General features: G+C 70.5%; 14 protein-coding genes. 6 read left to right on the top strand and 8 right to left on the bottom strand.

The window, feature by feature from the left end; translation table 11 throughout:
- Window positions 1-13: 13 nt before the first annotated feature.
- Together ACFP2V_RS32250 and ACFP2V_RS32245 are read right to left on the bottom strand one after the other, a co-directional pair.
- Complete coding sequence (locus ACFP2V_RS32250; RefSeq protein WP_381218824.1) at window positions 14-541, bottom strand: hypothetical protein; 528 nt, start codon at window positions 539-541, stop codon at window positions 14-16.
- A 163-nt stretch (window positions 542-704) separates the two neighbouring features.
- Window positions 705-2,144: a gamma-aminobutyraldehyde dehydrogenase gene (locus ACFP2V_RS32245; RefSeq protein WP_381218823.1), complete on the bottom strand. Its 1,440-nt coding sequence runs from the start codon at window positions 2,142-2,144 to the stop codon at window positions 705-707.
- A gap of 180 nt (window positions 2,145-2,324) precedes the next feature.
- On the opposite strand from ACFP2V_RS32245, the gene ACFP2V_RS32240 reads away from it, so the two are divergent.
- The 6 genes from ACFP2V_RS32240 to ACFP2V_RS32215 all read left to right on the top strand — a co-directional run bounded on the left by ACFP2V_RS32240 (window position 2,325) and on the right by ACFP2V_RS32215 (window position 9,045).
- Entirely contained in the window at window positions 2,325-2,843 is a 519-nt protein-coding gene (locus ACFP2V_RS32240) for an Lrp/AsnC family transcriptional regulator (RefSeq protein WP_381218822.1), read from the top strand.
- Window positions 2,844-2,845: 2 nt separating this feature from the next.
- Window positions 2,846-4,219 (top strand): aspartate aminotransferase family protein, encoded by a 1,374-nt coding sequence (locus ACFP2V_RS32235; protein ID WP_381218821.1) that lies wholly within the window; start codon window positions 2,846-2,848, stop codon window positions 4,217-4,219.
- Between the two features lie 225 nt (window positions 4,220-4,444).
- Window positions 4,445-5,194, top strand: coding sequence for an ABC transporter ATP-binding protein (locus tag ACFP2V_RS32230; RefSeq protein ID WP_381218820.1), 750 nt, complete (start codon window positions 4,445-4,447; stop codon window positions 5,192-5,194).
- Window positions 5,176-6,561 carry a hypothetical protein gene (locus tag ACFP2V_RS32225; RefSeq protein ID WP_381218819.1) on the top strand — a complete coding sequence of 462 codons (1,386 nt, stop codon included), beginning with the start codon at window positions 5,176-5,178 and terminating at the stop codon, window positions 6,559-6,561. Before ACFP2V_RS32230 ends, ACFP2V_RS32225 begins: the two co-directional genes overlap by 19 nt.
- Window positions 6,562-7,116: 555 nt before the next feature.
- Window positions 7,117-7,524 carry a VOC family protein gene (locus tag ACFP2V_RS32220; RefSeq protein WP_381218818.1) on the top strand — a complete coding sequence of 136 codons (408 nt, stop codon included), beginning with the start codon at window positions 7,117-7,119 and terminating at the stop codon, window positions 7,522-7,524.
- Window positions 7,525-8,310: 786 nt separating this feature from the next.
- Entirely contained in the window at window positions 8,311-9,045 is a 735-nt protein-coding gene (locus tag ACFP2V_RS32215) for an LAETG motif-containing sortase-dependent surface protein (RefSeq protein ID WP_381218817.1), read from the top strand.
- 84 nt (window positions 9,046-9,129) lie between these two features.
- Here the strand turns inward: ACFP2V_RS32215 and ACFP2V_RS32210 are convergent, their stop codons facing one another.
- The 6 genes from ACFP2V_RS32210 to ACFP2V_RS32185 all read right to left on the bottom strand — a co-directional run bounded on the left by ACFP2V_RS32210 (window position 9,130) and on the right by ACFP2V_RS32185 (window position 16,429).
- Window positions 9,130-9,927: a maleylpyruvate isomerase family mycothiol-dependent enzyme gene (locus ACFP2V_RS32210; RefSeq protein WP_381218816.1), complete on the bottom strand. Its 798-nt coding sequence runs from the start codon at window positions 9,925-9,927 to the stop codon at window positions 9,130-9,132.
- 24 nt (window positions 9,928-9,951) lie between these two features.
- Window positions 9,952-10,977 carry an ABC transporter ATP-binding protein gene (locus ACFP2V_RS32205; RefSeq protein WP_381218815.1) on the bottom strand — a complete coding sequence of 342 codons (1,026 nt, stop codon included), beginning with the start codon at window positions 10,975-10,977 and terminating at the stop codon, window positions 9,952-9,954.
- Entirely contained in the window at window positions 10,978-12,651 is a 1,674-nt protein-coding gene (locus ACFP2V_RS32200) for an ABC transporter permease (RefSeq protein ID WP_381218814.1), read from the bottom strand. It abuts the gene before it with no gap.
- On the bottom strand, window positions 12,627-13,715 hold the full coding sequence (locus ACFP2V_RS32195; protein WP_381218813.1) for a thiamine ABC transporter substrate-binding protein: 1,089 nt from the start codon (window positions 13,713-13,715) through the stop codon (window positions 12,627-12,629). Before ACFP2V_RS32195 ends, ACFP2V_RS32200 begins: the two co-directional genes overlap by 25 nt.
- 239 nt (window positions 13,716-13,954) lie before the next feature.
- A complete protein-coding gene (gene rlmN, locus ACFP2V_RS32190; RefSeq protein ID WP_381218812.1) occupies window positions 13,955-15,061 on the bottom strand; it encodes a dual-specificity RNA methyltransferase RlmN in 1,107 nt (368 codons plus the stop codon).
- A 270-nt stretch (window positions 15,062-15,331) separates the two neighbouring features.
- Complete coding sequence (locus tag ACFP2V_RS32185) at window positions 15,332-16,429, bottom strand: ISAs1 family transposase (RefSeq protein ID WP_381218811.1); 1,098 nt, start codon at window positions 16,427-16,429, stop codon at window positions 15,332-15,334.
- Window positions 16,430-16,750 lie beyond the last annotated feature (321 nt).

Raw genomic sequence — 16,750 nt, 5'->3', positions numbered from 1 at the left:
CTCGTCCGACGGATCATGCCAAGGACGCGGGGGCCGGCACGGCGTACGGGGTGAGTGCCTCCAACCGCTTGATCTTCTTCCGTACGGCGTACAGCGGGAGCACGCCGAACGCCCCGAACGCCATGTCGATGACGCTCCACCAGAAGGGGATGCCACGGACCGGGCCGCAGACGAGGGCGAGTGGAATGACGCCGGCGCAGGCGATCATGCCGAACTCGATGACCCAGATGTTGCGGACCGGGTCGCGGTAGGGGCCGTAGAAGGCGACGGCGATCACGAGGTGGGCGAAGGCCAGCCAGTCGGTGCCGTAGAGGAGGAACGGGTACTCGGCGTCGGCGGCGTCGAGTCCGTCCCGGACCCGCTCGATCCACTCCATGAGGGCGGGAAGGTGCTCCGGTGTCCCCAGGGAGCGGAGCACCTCCTCGGTCCAGCGCAGTTCGTGCACCAGAGGGAAGGCCGTGGCGCCGCTGAGCACCAGGCAGAAGACGAAGAGGACCAGCCAGACGCGAATGCCCTTGAGCAGGGCGGCTCTGTCGCTCATGGCGGCAGCGTACGCCCACAGTTGAACGCGTTCAAAAATGGGTCGCGCCCTCGAAGGGGAGCGGGGAACCGCGCGACCGGCCCCGCACGGCCCGCGCCCTCCGAACGGCGGGGCCCGAACGGCGCCCGGGAGGCTGTTCGCCCGGCTCCCCCCAGCGGAGCGCCTACGCGTCGAGCGACGTCATCACGTGCTTGATGCGCGTGTAGTCGTCGAAGCCGTACGCGGAGAGGTCCTTTCCGTAGCCGGACTTCTTGAAGCCGCCGTGCGGCATCTCCGCGACCAGCGGGATGTGGGTGTTGATCCACACGCAGCCGAAGTCGAGCTTCTTGGACATGCGCATCGCGCGGGAGTGGTCCTTGGTCCACACCGAGGAGGCCAGCGCGTACTCGACGCCGTTGGCGTACGCGACGGCCTGGTCCTCGTCGGTGAAGGTCTGGACGGTGATGACCGGGCCGAAGACCTCCTTCTGGATGATCTCGTCGTCCTGCTCCAGGCCCGAGACCACGGTCGGCGCGTAGAAGAAGCCCTTGTCGCCGACGCGCTTGCCGCCGGCCTCCACACGCGCGTGCGCGGGCAGCCGGTCGACGAAGCCCTGGACCTGGGCCAGCTGGTGGGCGTTGTTGAGCGGGCCGAAGAGGACGTCCTCGTCGTCGGGCGCACCCGTCTTCGTGTCGGCGGCGGCCTTGGCGAGCGCGGTGACGAACTCGTCGTGGATCGACTCGTGGACGAGGACACGCGTGGCGGCCGTACAGTCCTGGCCGGCGTTGAAGAAGCCCGCGACGGAGATGTCCTCCACGGCCTTGGCGATGTCGGTGTCCTCGAAGACGACGACCGGCGCCTTGCCGCCCAACTCCAGGTGGACGCGCTTGAGATCCTTGGACGCGGACTCGGCGACCTGCATGCCGGCCCGCACCGAACCGGTGATGGACGCCATCGCCGGGGTCTCGTGCTCGACCATCATGCGGCCGGTGTCGCGGTCGCCGCAGACGACGTTGAAGACGCCCGTCGGCAGGACCGAGCCGAGGATCTCGGCGAGCAGGACCGTGGAGGCCGGGGTGGTGTCCGAGGGCTTGAGGACGACCGTGTTGCCCGCCGCGATCGCCGGGGCGAACTTCCACACGGCCATCATCATCGGGTAGTTCCAGGGGGCGACCTGGGCGCAGACGCCGACCGGCTCACGGCGCACGATGGAGGTCAGGCCCTCCATGTACTCACCGGCCGAGCGGCCCTCCAGCATCCGCGCCGCGCCCGCGAAGAAGCGGATCTGGTCGACCATCGGCGGGATCTCCTCGGTGCGGGTCAGCCCGATGGGCTTGCCCGTGTTCTCCACCTCGGCCGCGATGAGTTCCTCGGCACGCTCCTCGATGGCGTCCGCGACCTTCAGCAGGGCCTTCTGCCGCTCGGCCGGCGTGGTGTCGCGCCAGCCGGGGAAGGCCTCGGCGGCAGCCGCCATCGCGGCGTCCACATCGGCCTGTCCGGACAGCGGCGCGGTCGCGTACGCCTCGCCGGTCACGGGGTTGACCACCTCGGTGGTCCGTCCGTCGGCGGCGTCACGGAACCCGCCGCCGATGTAGTTGCGCAGACGTCGCAGCTCGGTGCTCACTGCAGGTCCTCCCGGTGCTCCTCGTGGATGTCCGAGGTGTCCAACCTCTGAGACACCACCCTAGACGGACTCCTGACGCATTCAACACCCCCGACCACCCCGAGTCTGCGAAATCCGCAAACATTAACCCTCGTAACAACGGATTTCATCGAATGCGCCTTGCGGAACGATCGAGACGTCGTGCACAGTGACCGTGTGGCCAGTCGAAGCGCAGAACCCAAGGACTCCCGCGAGTCCAGGCACGGCGGCGGTCCGCACCTGGACGCCGTCTCCCTCGCCATCATCGAGCAGCTCCAGGAGGACGGCCGCAGGCCCTACGCCGCCATCGGCAAGGCCGTCGGCCTGTCGGAGGCGGCCGTGCGCCAGCGCGTCCAGAAGCTGCTCGACCAGGGCGTGATGCAGATCGTCGCCGTCACGGACCCGCTCACGGTGGGCTTCCGCCGGCAGGCGATGGTCGGCGTCAATGTCGAGGGGGACGTGGAGTCCGTGGCCGACGCGCTGAGCGCCATGGACGAGTGCGAGTACGTGGTGATGACCGCGGGCTCCTTCGACCTCATGGTCGAGATCGTCTGCGAGGACGACGACCACCTTCTGGAGGTCATCAACCGACGCATCCGGGCCGTGCCCGGCGTGCGCTCCACCGAGAGTTTCGTCTACCTCAAGCTCAAGAAGCAGACCTACATGTGGGGAACCCGATAATCGTGAGCACCGACAGCCCCAAGGACCTCAGCAAGGCCGCGTACGACCACCTGTGGATGCACTTCACCCGCATGTCCTCGTACGAGAACGCGCCCGTGCCCACCATCGTCCGCGGCGAGGGCACCCACATCTACGACGACAGGGGCAAGCGGTACCTCGACGGTCTCGCCGGGCTGTTCGTCGTCCAGGCGGGGCACGGCAGGGTCGAGCTCGCCGAGACCGCCTTCAAGCAGGCGCAGGAACTGTCCTTCTTCCCGGTGTGGTCCTACGCCCACCCCAAGGCCGTGGAACTGGCGGAGCGGCTGGCCCACGAGGCGCCGGGCGACCTGAACAAGGTCTTCTTCACGACCGGCGGCGGCGAGGCGGTGGAGACCGCCTGGAAGCTCGCCAAGCAGTACTTCAAGCTGACCGGCAAGCCGACCAAGTACAAGGTCATCTCCCGCGCGGTGGCCTATCACGGCACCCCGCAGGGGGCCCTGTCGATCACCGGCCTGCCGGCTCTGAAGGCCCCGTTCGAGCCGCTGGTGCCGGGCGCCCACAAGGTGCCGAACACCAACATCTACCGAGCCACGATCCACGGCGACGACCCCGAGGCGTTCGGCCGCTGGGCCGCCGACCAGATCGAGCAGCAGATCCTCTTCGAGGGCCCGGACACGGTCGCCGCGGTCTTCCTCGAGCCGGTGCAGAACGCCGGCGGTTGCTTCCCGCCGCCGCCCGGCTACTTCCAGCGGGTCCGCGAGATCTGCGACCAGTACGACGTCCTGCTCGTCTCCGACGAGGTCATCTGCGCCTTCGGCCGCCTGGGCACCACGTTCGCCTGTGACAAGTTCGGCTACGTCCCGGACATGATCACCTGCGCCAAGGGCATGACCTCCGGCTACTCCCCCATCGGCGCCTGCATCGTCTCCGACCGCCTCGCCGAGCCGTTCTACCAGGGCGACAACGTCTTCCTGCACGGCTACACCTTCGGCGGCCACCCCGTCTCGGCCGCTGTGGGCGTCGCCAACCTCGACCTGTTCGAGCGCGAGGGCCTCAACCAGCATGTGCTGGATCACGAGGACGCCTTCCGCTCCACGCTGGAGAAGCTGTACGACCTGCCGATCGTCGGCGACATCCGCGGCAACGGCTTCTTCTACGGCATCGAGCTGGTCAAGGACAAGCACACCAAGGAGACCTTCGACGACGCCGAGACCGAGCGCGTCCTGTACGGCTTCCTGTCCAAGCAGCTGTACGAGAACGGCCTGTACTGCCGTGCCGACGACCGCGGCGACCCGGTCGTCCAGCTCGCCCCGCCGCTGATCTCCGACCAGGAGACGTTCGACGAGATCGAGCAGATCCTGCGCGCCACCCTGTCGGAGGCATGGACGAAGCTGTGACTCCGCACTGCGATCTTCGGCTGTGATCTTCGGCTGGAATGATCGAATACGGCCCCGGGGCCGCCCGTTCGAGTGAGAAACGGCGGTCCGGGGCCGCGTGCTGTCCGGCGTCCCGTCGCGTGCTGCCTAGCGTGCCCAGTGACCGATCGGCTTTGCTTTCGTTCCCCCGCATGGGGGATTCACGAATCTCGCACGGCATTTCTGATCCGAACCGAGGTGTACGCCATGGTGGCCCCACCGGACAACGACGTGCTCTGGGCCCGCGCCCTGCACTTCCGGCACAACGACGGCTCACCCGGGCTGAGCGGGGTCTCGCTCGGCGTCGGGGAGGGCGAGATCCTCGCCGTCGGCGGCCCGCGAGGCAGCGGCAAGACGACCCTGCTGCGGTGCCTGTCCGGACTGGTGCCCGTGGCGAGCGGTGAGGTCTGGTTCAACAGCGTGCCCGTGCACACCATGCGCCCGGCCGCCCGCGAACGGCTGCGCCGAAAGCACTTCGGCTGGATCGACCCGGCGCCGGTGCTCGTCCCCGAGCTGAACGTCTGGGAGAACACCGCCCTCCCCCTGATGCTGCGCGGCGCCGCCCGCCACCCGGCCAGGGCGACGGCCCTGGAGTGGCTGGAGCGGCTCGACATCGGCGACAAGGCCCGCAAGCACCCCGCGGACCTGGTGCACGCGGAGCGCCAGCGGGTCTGCATCGCCCGCGCCCTCGCCCCGGCCCCCTCGGTGCTGTTCGCCGACGAACCGACCGCCCCGCTGCACCGCGCCGACCGGCGGCACGTCCTGCGCACGCTGACCACGGCGGCCCGTTCGCACGGCATCACGGTGCTGCTCGCCACCGCCGACGCGGACACCGCGGCCCTCGCCGACCGCACGGTGTCGCTGCTCGACGGACGCCGGGTGCGCACCGTACATCTGCCTCCGGTCTCCGGGACCGCCGAGACGGAGGGCCGGGCCGCGTGCTCGCTCTCCGTCTGACCCGAGGGGCCCGTCCGGCCGTCCAGCTGCGCCGCCTCCTGGTAGCCGCGGCCTCGGCGGGCACGGGCTTTCTGCTGCTGTGCGCCCTCGGCCACGCGCTCGGCCACCCGGGCACGCCGTCCGCCTCGCTGCTCCGGCTGGCCTGGTGCGCGGCCCCGCTGGCAGCCACGGTGTACTTCGCGGTCGCGGTGGCCCGGACCGACCCGGGGACCAGGCCCCGGTCCGGGCTCTCCGCGCTCGGCCTCGGCCCTGCCGGGCTGAGGGCGATCTCCGCGACGACCACGGCCCTGGCCTGCGCACTGGGGTCGTTGATCGCGCTGCTCGTCTTCCTCCACCTGCGCGGCGACCTCACCGGCATGCCCTTCAAGGACGCCGGCACCGACTTCCTGGCTGTCGGCCGGCCGCTGCCGCTCCCGGCGACCCTGACACTGCTGACGCTGGTGCCGGTGAGCGCCTCGGTGGCGGTGGCGGTGGCGCTGCGCCCACGCGAGCGGGCGGCAGGACCGTCCCGTTCGGGGCGGACGGCGTACGGCCGCTTCGGCGCGTACCGTGCCACGGCGGCGCGGGAGACGTTCGGGTCGTACGGACGCTTCGGCAGACACCTGGAGACGGCGGCCCACGGCCGCCGTCCGCCCGCCGCCCAGCAGCGAACGCCGGAGGAGGCACGGCAGGATCGGCTGCGGGCAGATCTTCCGGGGGAGGACCCCGAGCGGGCGCACGGGCCGCACGACACGGAGAGCAGCCCCGCACCGGCGGCCGCGGTCCCGGCGCCCGGCGCCGGCACGGCGCCGTCCGGTCTCCCCTGGGGCATCGCGGTACTGGCCGTGAGCCTGGCCGTGGAGGCCTACGCGAGCCGTACCGGCGCCGGCACCGCGCCCGGCGACCGGCCCGGCGCGCCGGCCGGTCCGGTGCTGGCCACCGTCGGCCTGATCCTGGCCGGTCCCGGACTCACCCATCTGTGCGGCCGGCTGCTCCAGTCGGTCCGCCCGGGTGCCCTGCGCCTGCTGGCCGGGCGGGTCCTCATGACGGAGGCCACCAGGATCGGCCGTCCGCTGGGTGTGGTCTGCGCCGTGCTGTCGGGCGCGTACGCCATGGACTCGCTGTACTACGCCGACGGCCTGTCGGCCGGCCCGCTCGCCCTGCTCGGCGTGCTGCTGGTGACCGGCTGCACCGTGGCGACGCTGCTGACGGCCGCTGTCGAGGCCAAGCAGGCGCACGCCGGCACCACGGCCGCGCTGCTGCGTCTCGGGGCTCCCGCCTCGACACCGCGCCGGGCCGCGGCGCTCAGGGCCGGCGCGCTCCTCGCCCTGTTCGGCCCGCTGACCGTGATCGTGGCCGAACTGTCGGCGCTGCCCCCGGCCCTCTGAGGCCGCGTACCACACGCCGCCGGACCCGAAGAAAATCTCCGCGGGGCGATGAGTTACGTACGCGGCCCCGGTCCACCGTTCCTGAAGACCGAGCAGAAGTGGGCCCGTTCGGCCGCACGCCCCGAACGGTCCTGGGCGTTCCCCACTGCCTCAAGGGCGTGGGAGGTGCCCCCGGGTCCCCGGCGTACTCGACCCCGGGGCGGCGGCACGCATCCCGTGCGTGCTCCGGTCCCGGGAGGCCTCCGCGGCCGGAGGTCGCTGAATGACACTGCCCCGCGCGACCCGGCCACATGGGTGTGGCCGGAGGCGACGGAGAGGCCCCGAACCATCACATCGGTGGAGCGGGGGCCCCGCACGCCGACGCCGTCCCGACGCCGCAGATCGCACGCTCACGTCGACCCAGCCGGCCCAGGGCACCGTAAGCTCGCGAACGAACCCTCACACGATCGAGCCAACGCGGCCTCGTATGCACTCTTCGGCGAGCAGTTACCAACCCCTCGAACGACACGGCGCGGACCGCCCAGGAACCGGCAGACCCGCGGGAGAGGCACCACCATGGCACAGCATATGATCTTCGTGAACCTGGCCACCAACGACCTCGAGGCCTCTAAGAAGTTCTTCACGGCGCTCGGTTACGGGATCAACGAACAGTTCAGCAACGAGAACACCGCCTCCGTCGTGATCAGCGACACCATCATCGCGGTGCTGCACACCAGGCAGCGCTACGCGGAGTTCACGAAGAAGGAGATCGCCGACTCCACCGGGACCAGCGAGGTGCTGCTGGCCCTGAGCTCCGAGAGTCGCGAGAAGGTCGACGAACTGGTCGAGAAGGCCCTCGCGGCGGGCGGCTCGGTGAGCGGGGAGACCCAGGACGAGGGCTTCGTGTACGGCCGCGCCTTCGACGACCTGGACGGCCACACCTGGGAGATCGCGTGGATGGACCCGGCCGCGCTGGAGGGCTGAGGCAGGGCCTGGAGCGAGTCCGGCGAAGAGAGCCGCGGCAGCCGGGCACACCGGCACCGAGGCCCGCTCCCGCCCGTCCCGGCATGGGCGGTTGAGGACAGTCCCGCCCATGCCGCCCACCGCGGCGACCATGAGATCGAGACACCCGAGGAGTGCGACGCGATCGCCCCGGCCCGCGGCACACTCACCGGGCTCCGGGGCCGGCGCCTCGATCCGGCCCACCGCGCAAGGGAGTTGCTCACCCACCGACCCGCGGGGGCCGTCCCTCTCGGCCGCGCGCCGCCCACGACGCCTCGACGTCCGACGCCCCCGACGCCCCCGACGCCCCCGACGCGACAACACCATGCTGGTCGAGGCCTGCGAACTCATCGCTCCGGCAACCTCATTCGACCCGTCGGTCACCAACGGGCCGTGTGCCGCCTCCGAACTGGGCGAGCGGTGACGGAAGGGCCACCCCCGGTCGGCGTCCGACCGCTGACTCCATGGGCACGAGCCGCCGAACACGTCGCCTCCCACCGCCGCGTACGCCGTTGACGCCACCCGCGAGGACGGGCGGCCGGCCTGCCGGAAGGCGGGCGCGGTCGTCCTGCCGGTCACCGCCGGCACCGTGCGGGAGCGTTGAAACGCCCATACAGCTAACAAAACAGTAAAGCGTTGGCCTGCTATCGGCATATGCGTTGACACTACTTACGCGGCGCTTATAGACCTGGGAGCTTCATGGGAGTGCTGATGCTGCATCAACCCTCCCTCAACCCCCCGCATTTGCGTATCACGTAAAGGACAAACGTGGCAGTTCTGTCCGTATCACGCCGTACGGCCTCGCGCCGTACCGCCGCACGCACCGTACGCGCCCTCGGTGTCGTCTCCGCGTCGGCCGCACTCACCATCGGTCTCGCCGGCAGCGCGGCCGCCTGCAACATCAACGAGTTCTCGGCCGAGGCGAAGTGCGTCGGTGACAAGGGTGTCATCACCGTCACCGACGTCGACCCGGCGGGCGTTTCCGCCACCGTCACCGTGTTCCTGGAGAACAACGGTGCCGACGAGAAGAAGATCGGCGAGCAGGTCGTCAAGGGTTCCCGCGAGGGTGTCACCATCACCTTCGAGGAGGACTGGCAGCCCAACGCCGAGTACCGCATCCACGTCAAGGCCAAGCCCTACGTGGACGAGGACATCAAGCCGAACCTGACCACCCCGGCCACGGCCTGCAAGGAGGACGAGGAGACCCCGGCTCCGTCGGAGCCCGCTCCGACGCCGTCGGACTCCGCCTCGGCCCCGCCCGAGGACGAGGACGAGCCCGGCACGCCGACTTCCTCGGAGTCGGAGCCGGCGCCCGAGGGCAGCGCCCCGGCGGACACCTCGGACAACGCTCCGTCGCCCGCCGTCGGTGAGTCGAACCTCGCCGAGACCGGTGCCGACTCCAACACCGGTCTGATCGCCGGTATCGCGGCGGCCCTGGTCGCCGTCGGTGGCGGTGCGGTCTTCTTCGGCATGCGCCGTCGTGGGGCGAGCAGCGACAGCTGACGTCTCAAAGACATGAAAGTGATGGCCCGTCCCCGGTGGGGGCGGGCCATCGCTCTGCGGGGCCTTCCGTCCCGGCGGCTCACCTCACCCGAACGTCGCCCGTTCCAGCCAGAACTCCAGCACCTCCCGGTCGCCCAGCACCTCCACCTCGGGTGCGTCGAGCGGCAGCCGGCGGTAGAAGGCGAGGAGCACGGAGGTGAGCGGGCCACGGAGGGCGACCGTGGCCTTCTCGTGGCCGCGGTGCCAGGAGACACCCTCCTCGGTCAGCTCGATGCTCCATTCCGCGTTCACCTCCGGACCGGTGTCGGTGGCGTGCAGATGGATGCTCCGATGCGGGCCGCGCAGCTCCTGCGCCGTGTCCTTCGGCAGGGTCCGCTGCGCCCATTGCACGATCTCCAGCCACTCGTCGATCGCGTCGGCGGCGACATCGGGCGCGACCTCGTAGGGCAGCCCAGCGGCAAGGGCCGCGTCCGCGCGGTGGACGGTCAGCTCGTGCGTCATACGGCGGGCCCAGAATCCTGCGTTGTGGATTCCCGCCCAGCTCCACACCCCGGCGTCCGGCCCGGCTTCCCGCAGCGCCATGACGAGCAGTTCACCGGATTCGGCCAGCCACGCGTCCAGCGCGGCCGGTTCGCCCCGCGCGTCGGGCCCGTCGAATCCCGGCACCCGATCCTCGGGAATCTCCTCCTCAGCCCGGGTACGCACCATCAGCGCCGCCCAGCGCAGAGCTCCGCCGACATGCCGGACGAGCTCCTCCAGGGACCACTTCGGGGTGGTGGGCACCGTGCCGTCCAGATCGGCCCCCGAGGTCACCACGGACCGCAACCGGCCTACCTGGTCGGCGATTTCGTCACAGTAGCGGTCGTGCGCGAGTGAGGTCATGCCACCCACCCTAGGCAGGATCCCCTACCCGAGCACGACGATTTCGGCCGCGTCGAACTCCACCCCGACCCCGGCCCCGACCTCCGGTGCCGCCCGGAGGGCGCAGGCGGCCTCCAGGTGGGGCCCTTCGCCGTCCCCCGGCTGGAGGCGGACGGCGACATGGGTGCCGCGGAAGGTGCGCGCGGCCACGGTGCAGCGCAGGCCCGCCCCGTCCGGGACCAGACGGACGCCGGCGGGCCGGACCAGCAGGGTGCGCGCGCCCTGCGGGGCGTCCGCCGGCACCCGGATCTTGCCCCAGGGCGTCGCCGCGACGTCCGCGGTGATCGTCGCCTCGGCCACGTTCTCGAAACCGAGGAAACGGGCCACGAACGCGTCGGCCGGGCGCTGCCACACCTCGAGGGGTGTACCGGACTGGGCGATCCGCCCGTCCCGCATCACCACGACCCGGTCGGCCAGGGCGAACGCCTCGCCCTGGTCATGCGTCACGGCGAGCACGGTGGTGCCCAACCGGCCGAACAACTCACGCAGTTCGACGACGAGTCGCTCCCGGAGCGACCGGTCGAGCTGGCCGAGCGGCTCGTCGAGCATCAGCAGCCGAGGGCTGGGCGCCAGTGCGCGGGCCAACGCGACGCGTTGCTGCTCTCCGCCGGACAGTGCGGCCACGGCCCGCCCCCTCGCCCCGGGCAGCCCGACGAGGTCCAGCAACTCCCTTACGCGGGAGGCTTGTTCGGTGCGGGATGCCCCGTGCATCCGCAGCCCGAAGGCCACGTTGCCGCCCACGTCCCGCTGCGGGAACAGCTGGTGGTCCTGGAACATCAGCCCGACCCCGCGCCGATGCGCGGGCACGCCCGCCTGGTCGCGCCCGGCGAGCGAGATCCGCCCCGCGTCGAGGGGCTGCAGTCCGGCCACCGCCCGCAGCAGCGTGGACTTGCCGCTGCCGCTGGGGCCGAGCACGCACACGATCTCGTGCTCGGCGACCTGAAGATCCACGGTGTCCAGCACCGCCCGCCCACCGAAGCGGACGGTGGCACTCTCGAGGCTCAACAGCATCTAGAACTCCCCGGATCTGTCGGTCCGCAGCCGCTCGAGGGCCAGCAGCGCCACCGCACACACGATCATCAGAATCGTCGACAGGGCCATCGCCTGTCCGTAGTTGAGCTCCCCCGGCCGGCCCAGCAGCCGTGCCACGGCCACCGGCAGTGTCGGGTTGTCCGGTCGTGCGATGAACACCGTCGCCCCGAACTCCCCCAGTGACACGGCGAAGGCGAACCCCGCCGCGACGAGTACGGCCCGCCGCACCATCGGCAGGTCCACCTCCCGCCACACCCGCCACGGCGACGCCCCGAGCACCGCCGCCGCCTCCCGCAGCCGCGCGTCCACGGCCCGCAGCACGGGCAGCATGGTCCGTACGACGAAGGGGACACCGACCAGCGCCTGCGCGAGCGGCACCAGGATCCAGGAGGAACGCAGGTCCAGGGGCGGTTCGTCGAGGGCGATCAGGAACCCGAAGCCGACGGTCACGGCGGACACCCCGAGCGGCAGCATCAGCAGGGCGTCGAAGCCGCGCACCAGCCGTCCCGCGTCCCGCCGGGTGAGCGCGACGGATGCCAGGGTTCCGATCAGCACGGCGATGGCGGTGGCCAGGACCGCGTACCGCAGGGAGTTGCCGACTGCCTCGATCGGCGCGACCAGGAACACGCCCCCGTCGTCGCGGGTCAGCGCCCGGTAGTGGCCGAGGCCCGCGTCACCGAAGGATCGTTCCACCAGCACCACGAGCGGCAGGAGCAGCAGGACGGCGACGGTGGCGACGACCCCGGTGAGCAGCGCCCACTGCCCGGCGCCCTGCGGCCGCCGCGCGGTCCCGGAGGCGTCCACCAGCCGCAGCGCGGTCTCCCGCCGCCGTACGGTCCAGGCGTGCAGGGCGAGGATCGCGCCCACCGCGACGAACTGGATCATCGTCAGGACGGCGGCGGTGGACAGGTCGAAGATCTCCGACGTCTGCCGGTAGATCTCCACTTCCAGGGTGGCGAAGGTGGGCCCGCCGAGGACCTGCACCACACCGAACGAGGTGAAGGTGAACAGGAAGACCATCAGCGCGGCGGCGGCCACGGCGGGCGCCAGCGCGGGCAGCGTGACGGTCCGCCAGGCCGTGAACCGGGAGGCGCCGAGCATCCGCGCCGCTTCCTCCTGCCGCGGGTCGAGCTGCCCCCACAGTCCGCCGACGGTCCGTACGACGACGGCGTAGTTGAAGAAGACGTGCGCCAGCAGGATCGCCCACACGGTGGTGTCCAGCCGCAGACCCCACAGCTCGTCGAGGAGCCCGCCGCGCCCCACGAGCGCCATGAACGCCGTACCGACGACGACCGTCGGCAGCACGAACGGGACGGTGACCACGGACCGCAGCAGCTGCTTGCCGGGAAAGTCGAAGCGGGCGAAGACGTACGCGCCGGGCAGGGCGATCAGGAGGGTGAGAGCGGTGGAGACCAGCGCCTGCCAGGTGGTGAACCACAGCACCTGCCGGACGTCGGACTGCGCCAGCACCTCCCCGATCCGCCCGAACTGCCAGACCCCGTCGGCCTTCAGTCCCCGCGCGACGATCGCGGTGACGGGGTAGGCGAAGAAGACGGCGAAGAACGCGACGGGCACGGCCATCAGACCGAGCCGCGCCGCGGCCTTGCGCCGCCTCGCCGCGGCTCGGCTCACTTCAGTACGAGCGAGGTCCACGACTTGACCCACTGGTCACGGTGGTCGGCGATCTTCGCCGGGTCCATGGTCTCGGGCTTCTCGGCCTGAGGACCGTACTGCGCGAAGTCCTCGGGCATCTGGGCGCCCTCGCGCACCGGGTAGACGAACATGTTCAGCGGCATGTCGTCCTGGAACTCCTTGGTGAGCAGGAAGTCGAGCAGCGCCTTGCCACCCTCGGGGTTCTTCGCGTTGTCGAGCAGCCCCGCGTACTCCACCTGGCGGAAGCAGGTGCCGTCGGCGATGCCGGTGGGCGCGGTCTTGGGCTTCGGGTCGGCGTAGATCACCTCGGCGGGCGGCGAGGAGGCGTAGGACACCACCAGCGGCCGGTCGCCCTTGGCCTGCTTGCCGCCGGCCGAGCCGGAGAACTCCTGGTTGTAGGCCTGCTCCCAGCCGTCGACCACCTTCACGCCGTTGGCCTTGAGCTTCTTCCAGTAGTCCGGCCAGCCCTCGTCGCCGTACTTCGCGGCGGTGCCGAGGACGAAGCCGAGGCCGGGCGAGGAGGTGGAGGCGTTCTCCGTGACGAGGAGATCCTTGTACTCGGGTTCGATCAGGTCGTCGAAGGTCCGCGGCGGGGTGAGACCGCGCTCGTCGAACCACGCCTTGTCGTAGTTGACGCAGACGTCGCCGGTGTCCACGGGCGTGACCCGGTGCTTGTCCTCGTCGGCGCGGTACTCCGGCAGGACGAGGTCGGAGCCATTCGCCTCGTACGGCTGGAACAGCCCGTTGTCGAGGGCCCGGGAGAGGAGGGTGTTGTCGACGCCGAAGAAGACGTCGCCCTGGGGGTTGTCCTTGGTCAGGATCGCCTTGTTGACGGCCTGCCCGGCGTCGCCGTCCTCCAGGACCTTGAGCTTGTAGCCGGACTCCTTCTCGAAGGCGGCGACGACGTCCTTGGACGCGGCCCACGAGTTGTGACTGACGAGAGTCACGGTCTTCGACCCGCCGTCGCTCCCGCCGTCACCTCCGCCGGCGGACGAACCGCAGGCGGACAGCGTGACCAGGCCCAGCCCGACGGCCAGGATCGTGACCTTCTTGGTGATGTTCACCGGTTTTTTCCTCCTGGGGGTGACCAGGAAGAGACGCGGCCCTGCCCGGGACCCCTCACGGGTGTCCCGGGCAGGGCGTAACAGCTCGAGTGATGACCGATCTCCCTACCCAGAATGACCTGGGCGAGGTTCGGAGGGTCTGCGGCCGATGCCGCACTCTCAGCGCTGTGGCGCTCCCCTGTCGGAATATGAACGTAGTGGTTACCCGGTATGCAGTTGTTGCTCTTGTGCCGGCCAGGCTACCTCTCGCTCGCGGCGAGCTGACCGCAGGCCCCGTCGATCTCCTGCCCCCGGGTGTCCCGGACGGTCACCGGCACGCCGTGCGAGGCGATCGCGTCCACGAACGCCTTCTCGTCCTCGGGCCGCGAGGCGGTCCACTTGGAGCCGGGCGTCGGGTTGAGCGGGATGAGGTTGACGTGCACGGGCCTGCCCTTGAGCAGCCTCCCGAGCCGGTCACCGCGCCACGCCTGGTCGTTGATGTCCCGGATCAGCGCGTACTCGATGGACAGCCGCCGGCCGGACCTGGCCGCGTACTCGAACCCTGAGTCCAGGACCTCGCGCACCTTCCACCGCGTGTTCACGGGGACGAGGGTGTCGCGCAGTTCGTCGTCGGGCGCGTGCAGGGAGATGGCGAGGCGGCACTTGAAGCCCTCGTCGGAGAACCGGTGGATCGCCGGCACGAGTCCGACCGTCGACACGGTGATCCCGCGCTGGGACAGCCCGAGGCCGTCCGGCTCGGGGTCGGTCAGGCGGCGGATGGCGCCCACGACCCGGTTGTAGTTGGCGAGCGGCTCGCCCATCCCCATGAAGACGATGTTGCTCAGCCGCGCCGGTCCGCCGGGAACCTCCCCGTCCCGCAGCGACCGCATCCCGTCCACGATCTGGTGCACGATCTCCGCGGTGGACAGGTTCCGGTCGAGACCGGCCTGCCCGGTCGCGCAGAACGGGCAGTTCATGCCACAGCCCGCCTGCGAGCTGATGCACATCGTCACCCGGTCCGGGTACCGCATGAGCACCGACTCGACGAGGGTCCCGTCGAACATCTTCCACAGCGTCTTGCGGGTGGTGCCCTGGTCGGTGGACAGATGCCGGACCACCGTCATCAGCTCGGGAAGCAGCGCCTCCCGCAGCTTGGCCCGGGACCCGGCGGGGATGTCGGTCCACTGCTCCGGATCGTGCGCGTACCGCGCGAAGTAGTGCTGCGAGAGCTGTTTGGCCCGAAACGGCTTCTCACCGGCCGCCGCGACCGCCTCCTTGCGCTCGGCGGGCGTGAGGTCGGCAAGGTGCCGCGGCGGCTTCTTGGATCCGCGCGGCGCGACAAACGTGAGTTCTCCGGGCTTAGGCATAGCGGTACCAGTGTCGCAGATCCATTGGTGTGGCCTGAGGATGTCGCTCCAAAGGACGATCGCCGAGGGCTGCCGCCGGCGGCAGCCACCCCCCTTGGCGGCCCGGGGACGGCCCGGGGGCGGCCCGGGGAGGGCCCGGCAGTCACCTCATCGCGGCAGGTGAAAATGCGGGTAAAGGCGCAGGTAAAAGGGGCACGACCAGCTGTTCCGCGATGAAATGCCCGAAGAGGGAGACCCAGGGTCTGTTGCGTGATTACCTTCTGTCCGGATCTATCCGGTGAGGCCGAGGGCGGTCAGGGGCCTGCGGTAGTCGCGGGCTGTGTGGCGTAGTGCGGCGGCGATGTTGGTGTGGCCGTTCTGGCGGTGGACGCCGATGGCGAGGTTGCGCAGGCCGGCCATGACGCGTGGGAGCTGACCGACATGGATCTTGGAGTCGTCCTCGCGGAAGGTGCGGTCCCGGACGTGGTGCAGAAGATTTTCGATCTTCCAGTGGCCCTTGATCCACGCGGCGAGCTGAGCCCCGGTCGCGGCGCCGGGCGGCAGGCTAGTGATCAGGTAGACGCGTTCGACGGTGAGCTTGCCGCTGGTGAAGTCCTTGCGCCAGCGCACGACTTGGAGTGCCTGGGCGGCGTCGAGGTAGTCGATGTGCGCGAAGGCCGCGGTCTTCAACCGCCGGATCTCGTGGCGGTGGTGGGCGCGGGTGCGCTCGTAGTGGTCCAGGACGATGTCGGGCCAGGGCAGACGGCGCACGCGGTCGAACAGTCCGGGGTGGTTGGCCTTGACCTGGGCGATGTAGTGGGCGCCGCGGGCGCGGAGGTAGGCGCCGTGGGCGTGCTGGGTGTGCAGTGCGTCGGCGGTGATCACGGCGTCCGTCAGGTCGACGCTGTCCAGTAGCGGGGCGAACGCGGGGATTTCGTTGCTCTTGTCGGCGACCTGGCGCTGGGCGAGGGCGGTGCCGGTGTGATCCATCGCGGCCAGCAGAGTGACGTAGGTGCTGGTGGCGGTGCGCGAGCCGCGCAGGGCCTTGCCGTCGACCGCGATCGCCCGCAGTCCGGTTCCGGCCGGGGTGGCGCGGGTGGTCAGGAACGCGCCGATCGCGGTGTCCAGGGCGTCACCGTCGAGCTGGACCAGGAGGCGGCGCAGAGTGTGAGGATGCGGAACGCACACCGTGCCGGTCAGCGGATCGAGCGGAAAGCCGAGGGCTCGGCAGGCCCAGTGCGGAGCGTCCGTGATCCATTCCGTGATCGCGACGAGCGAGCGGGCACCGGCCAGGACACTGGCCGCGGCCGCAGCGAGCAAGGCGGACAGCAGGTAACGACGCCCCCGAAGCCCTCGCGGGTCGGGTATGCGCTCCAGGAAATGCGACAACCGCGCAGCGTCCGCCAACGGGGCCGGTGCGGACGCCTGGGCCAGCCGATCCAGCGCAGAGGGCATGAGGGAAGATGAAGGAGCAGGCACGGACTCACCAAGTGTTCATGGGACTTCGACACTCACATGATCACCGAGACCGTGCCTGCACTGCGTTCACCGCCGCCCGGCCGGGACGTCCAGCTCAATCTCGAGCGAGCCCGGCGTTCCGGGACAATCCTGATCTTGCAACGGACCCTGGGGGCTGTCGAAAAATAACTCTTCGATCTTGATGTGGAGTTATGGGGGCGTGGAGTCGTGCCCGGCGATGGTGGCGAGTTG

Source organism: Streptomyces incanus (genome assembly GCF_042656345.1).
GTDB lineage: Bacteria > Actinomycetota > Actinomycetes > Streptomycetales > Streptomycetaceae > Streptomyces > Streptomyces incanus.
The sequence above is the reverse complement of the archived record's forward strand: the minus strand, read 5'-3'. Positions and strand labels throughout refer to the sequence as shown.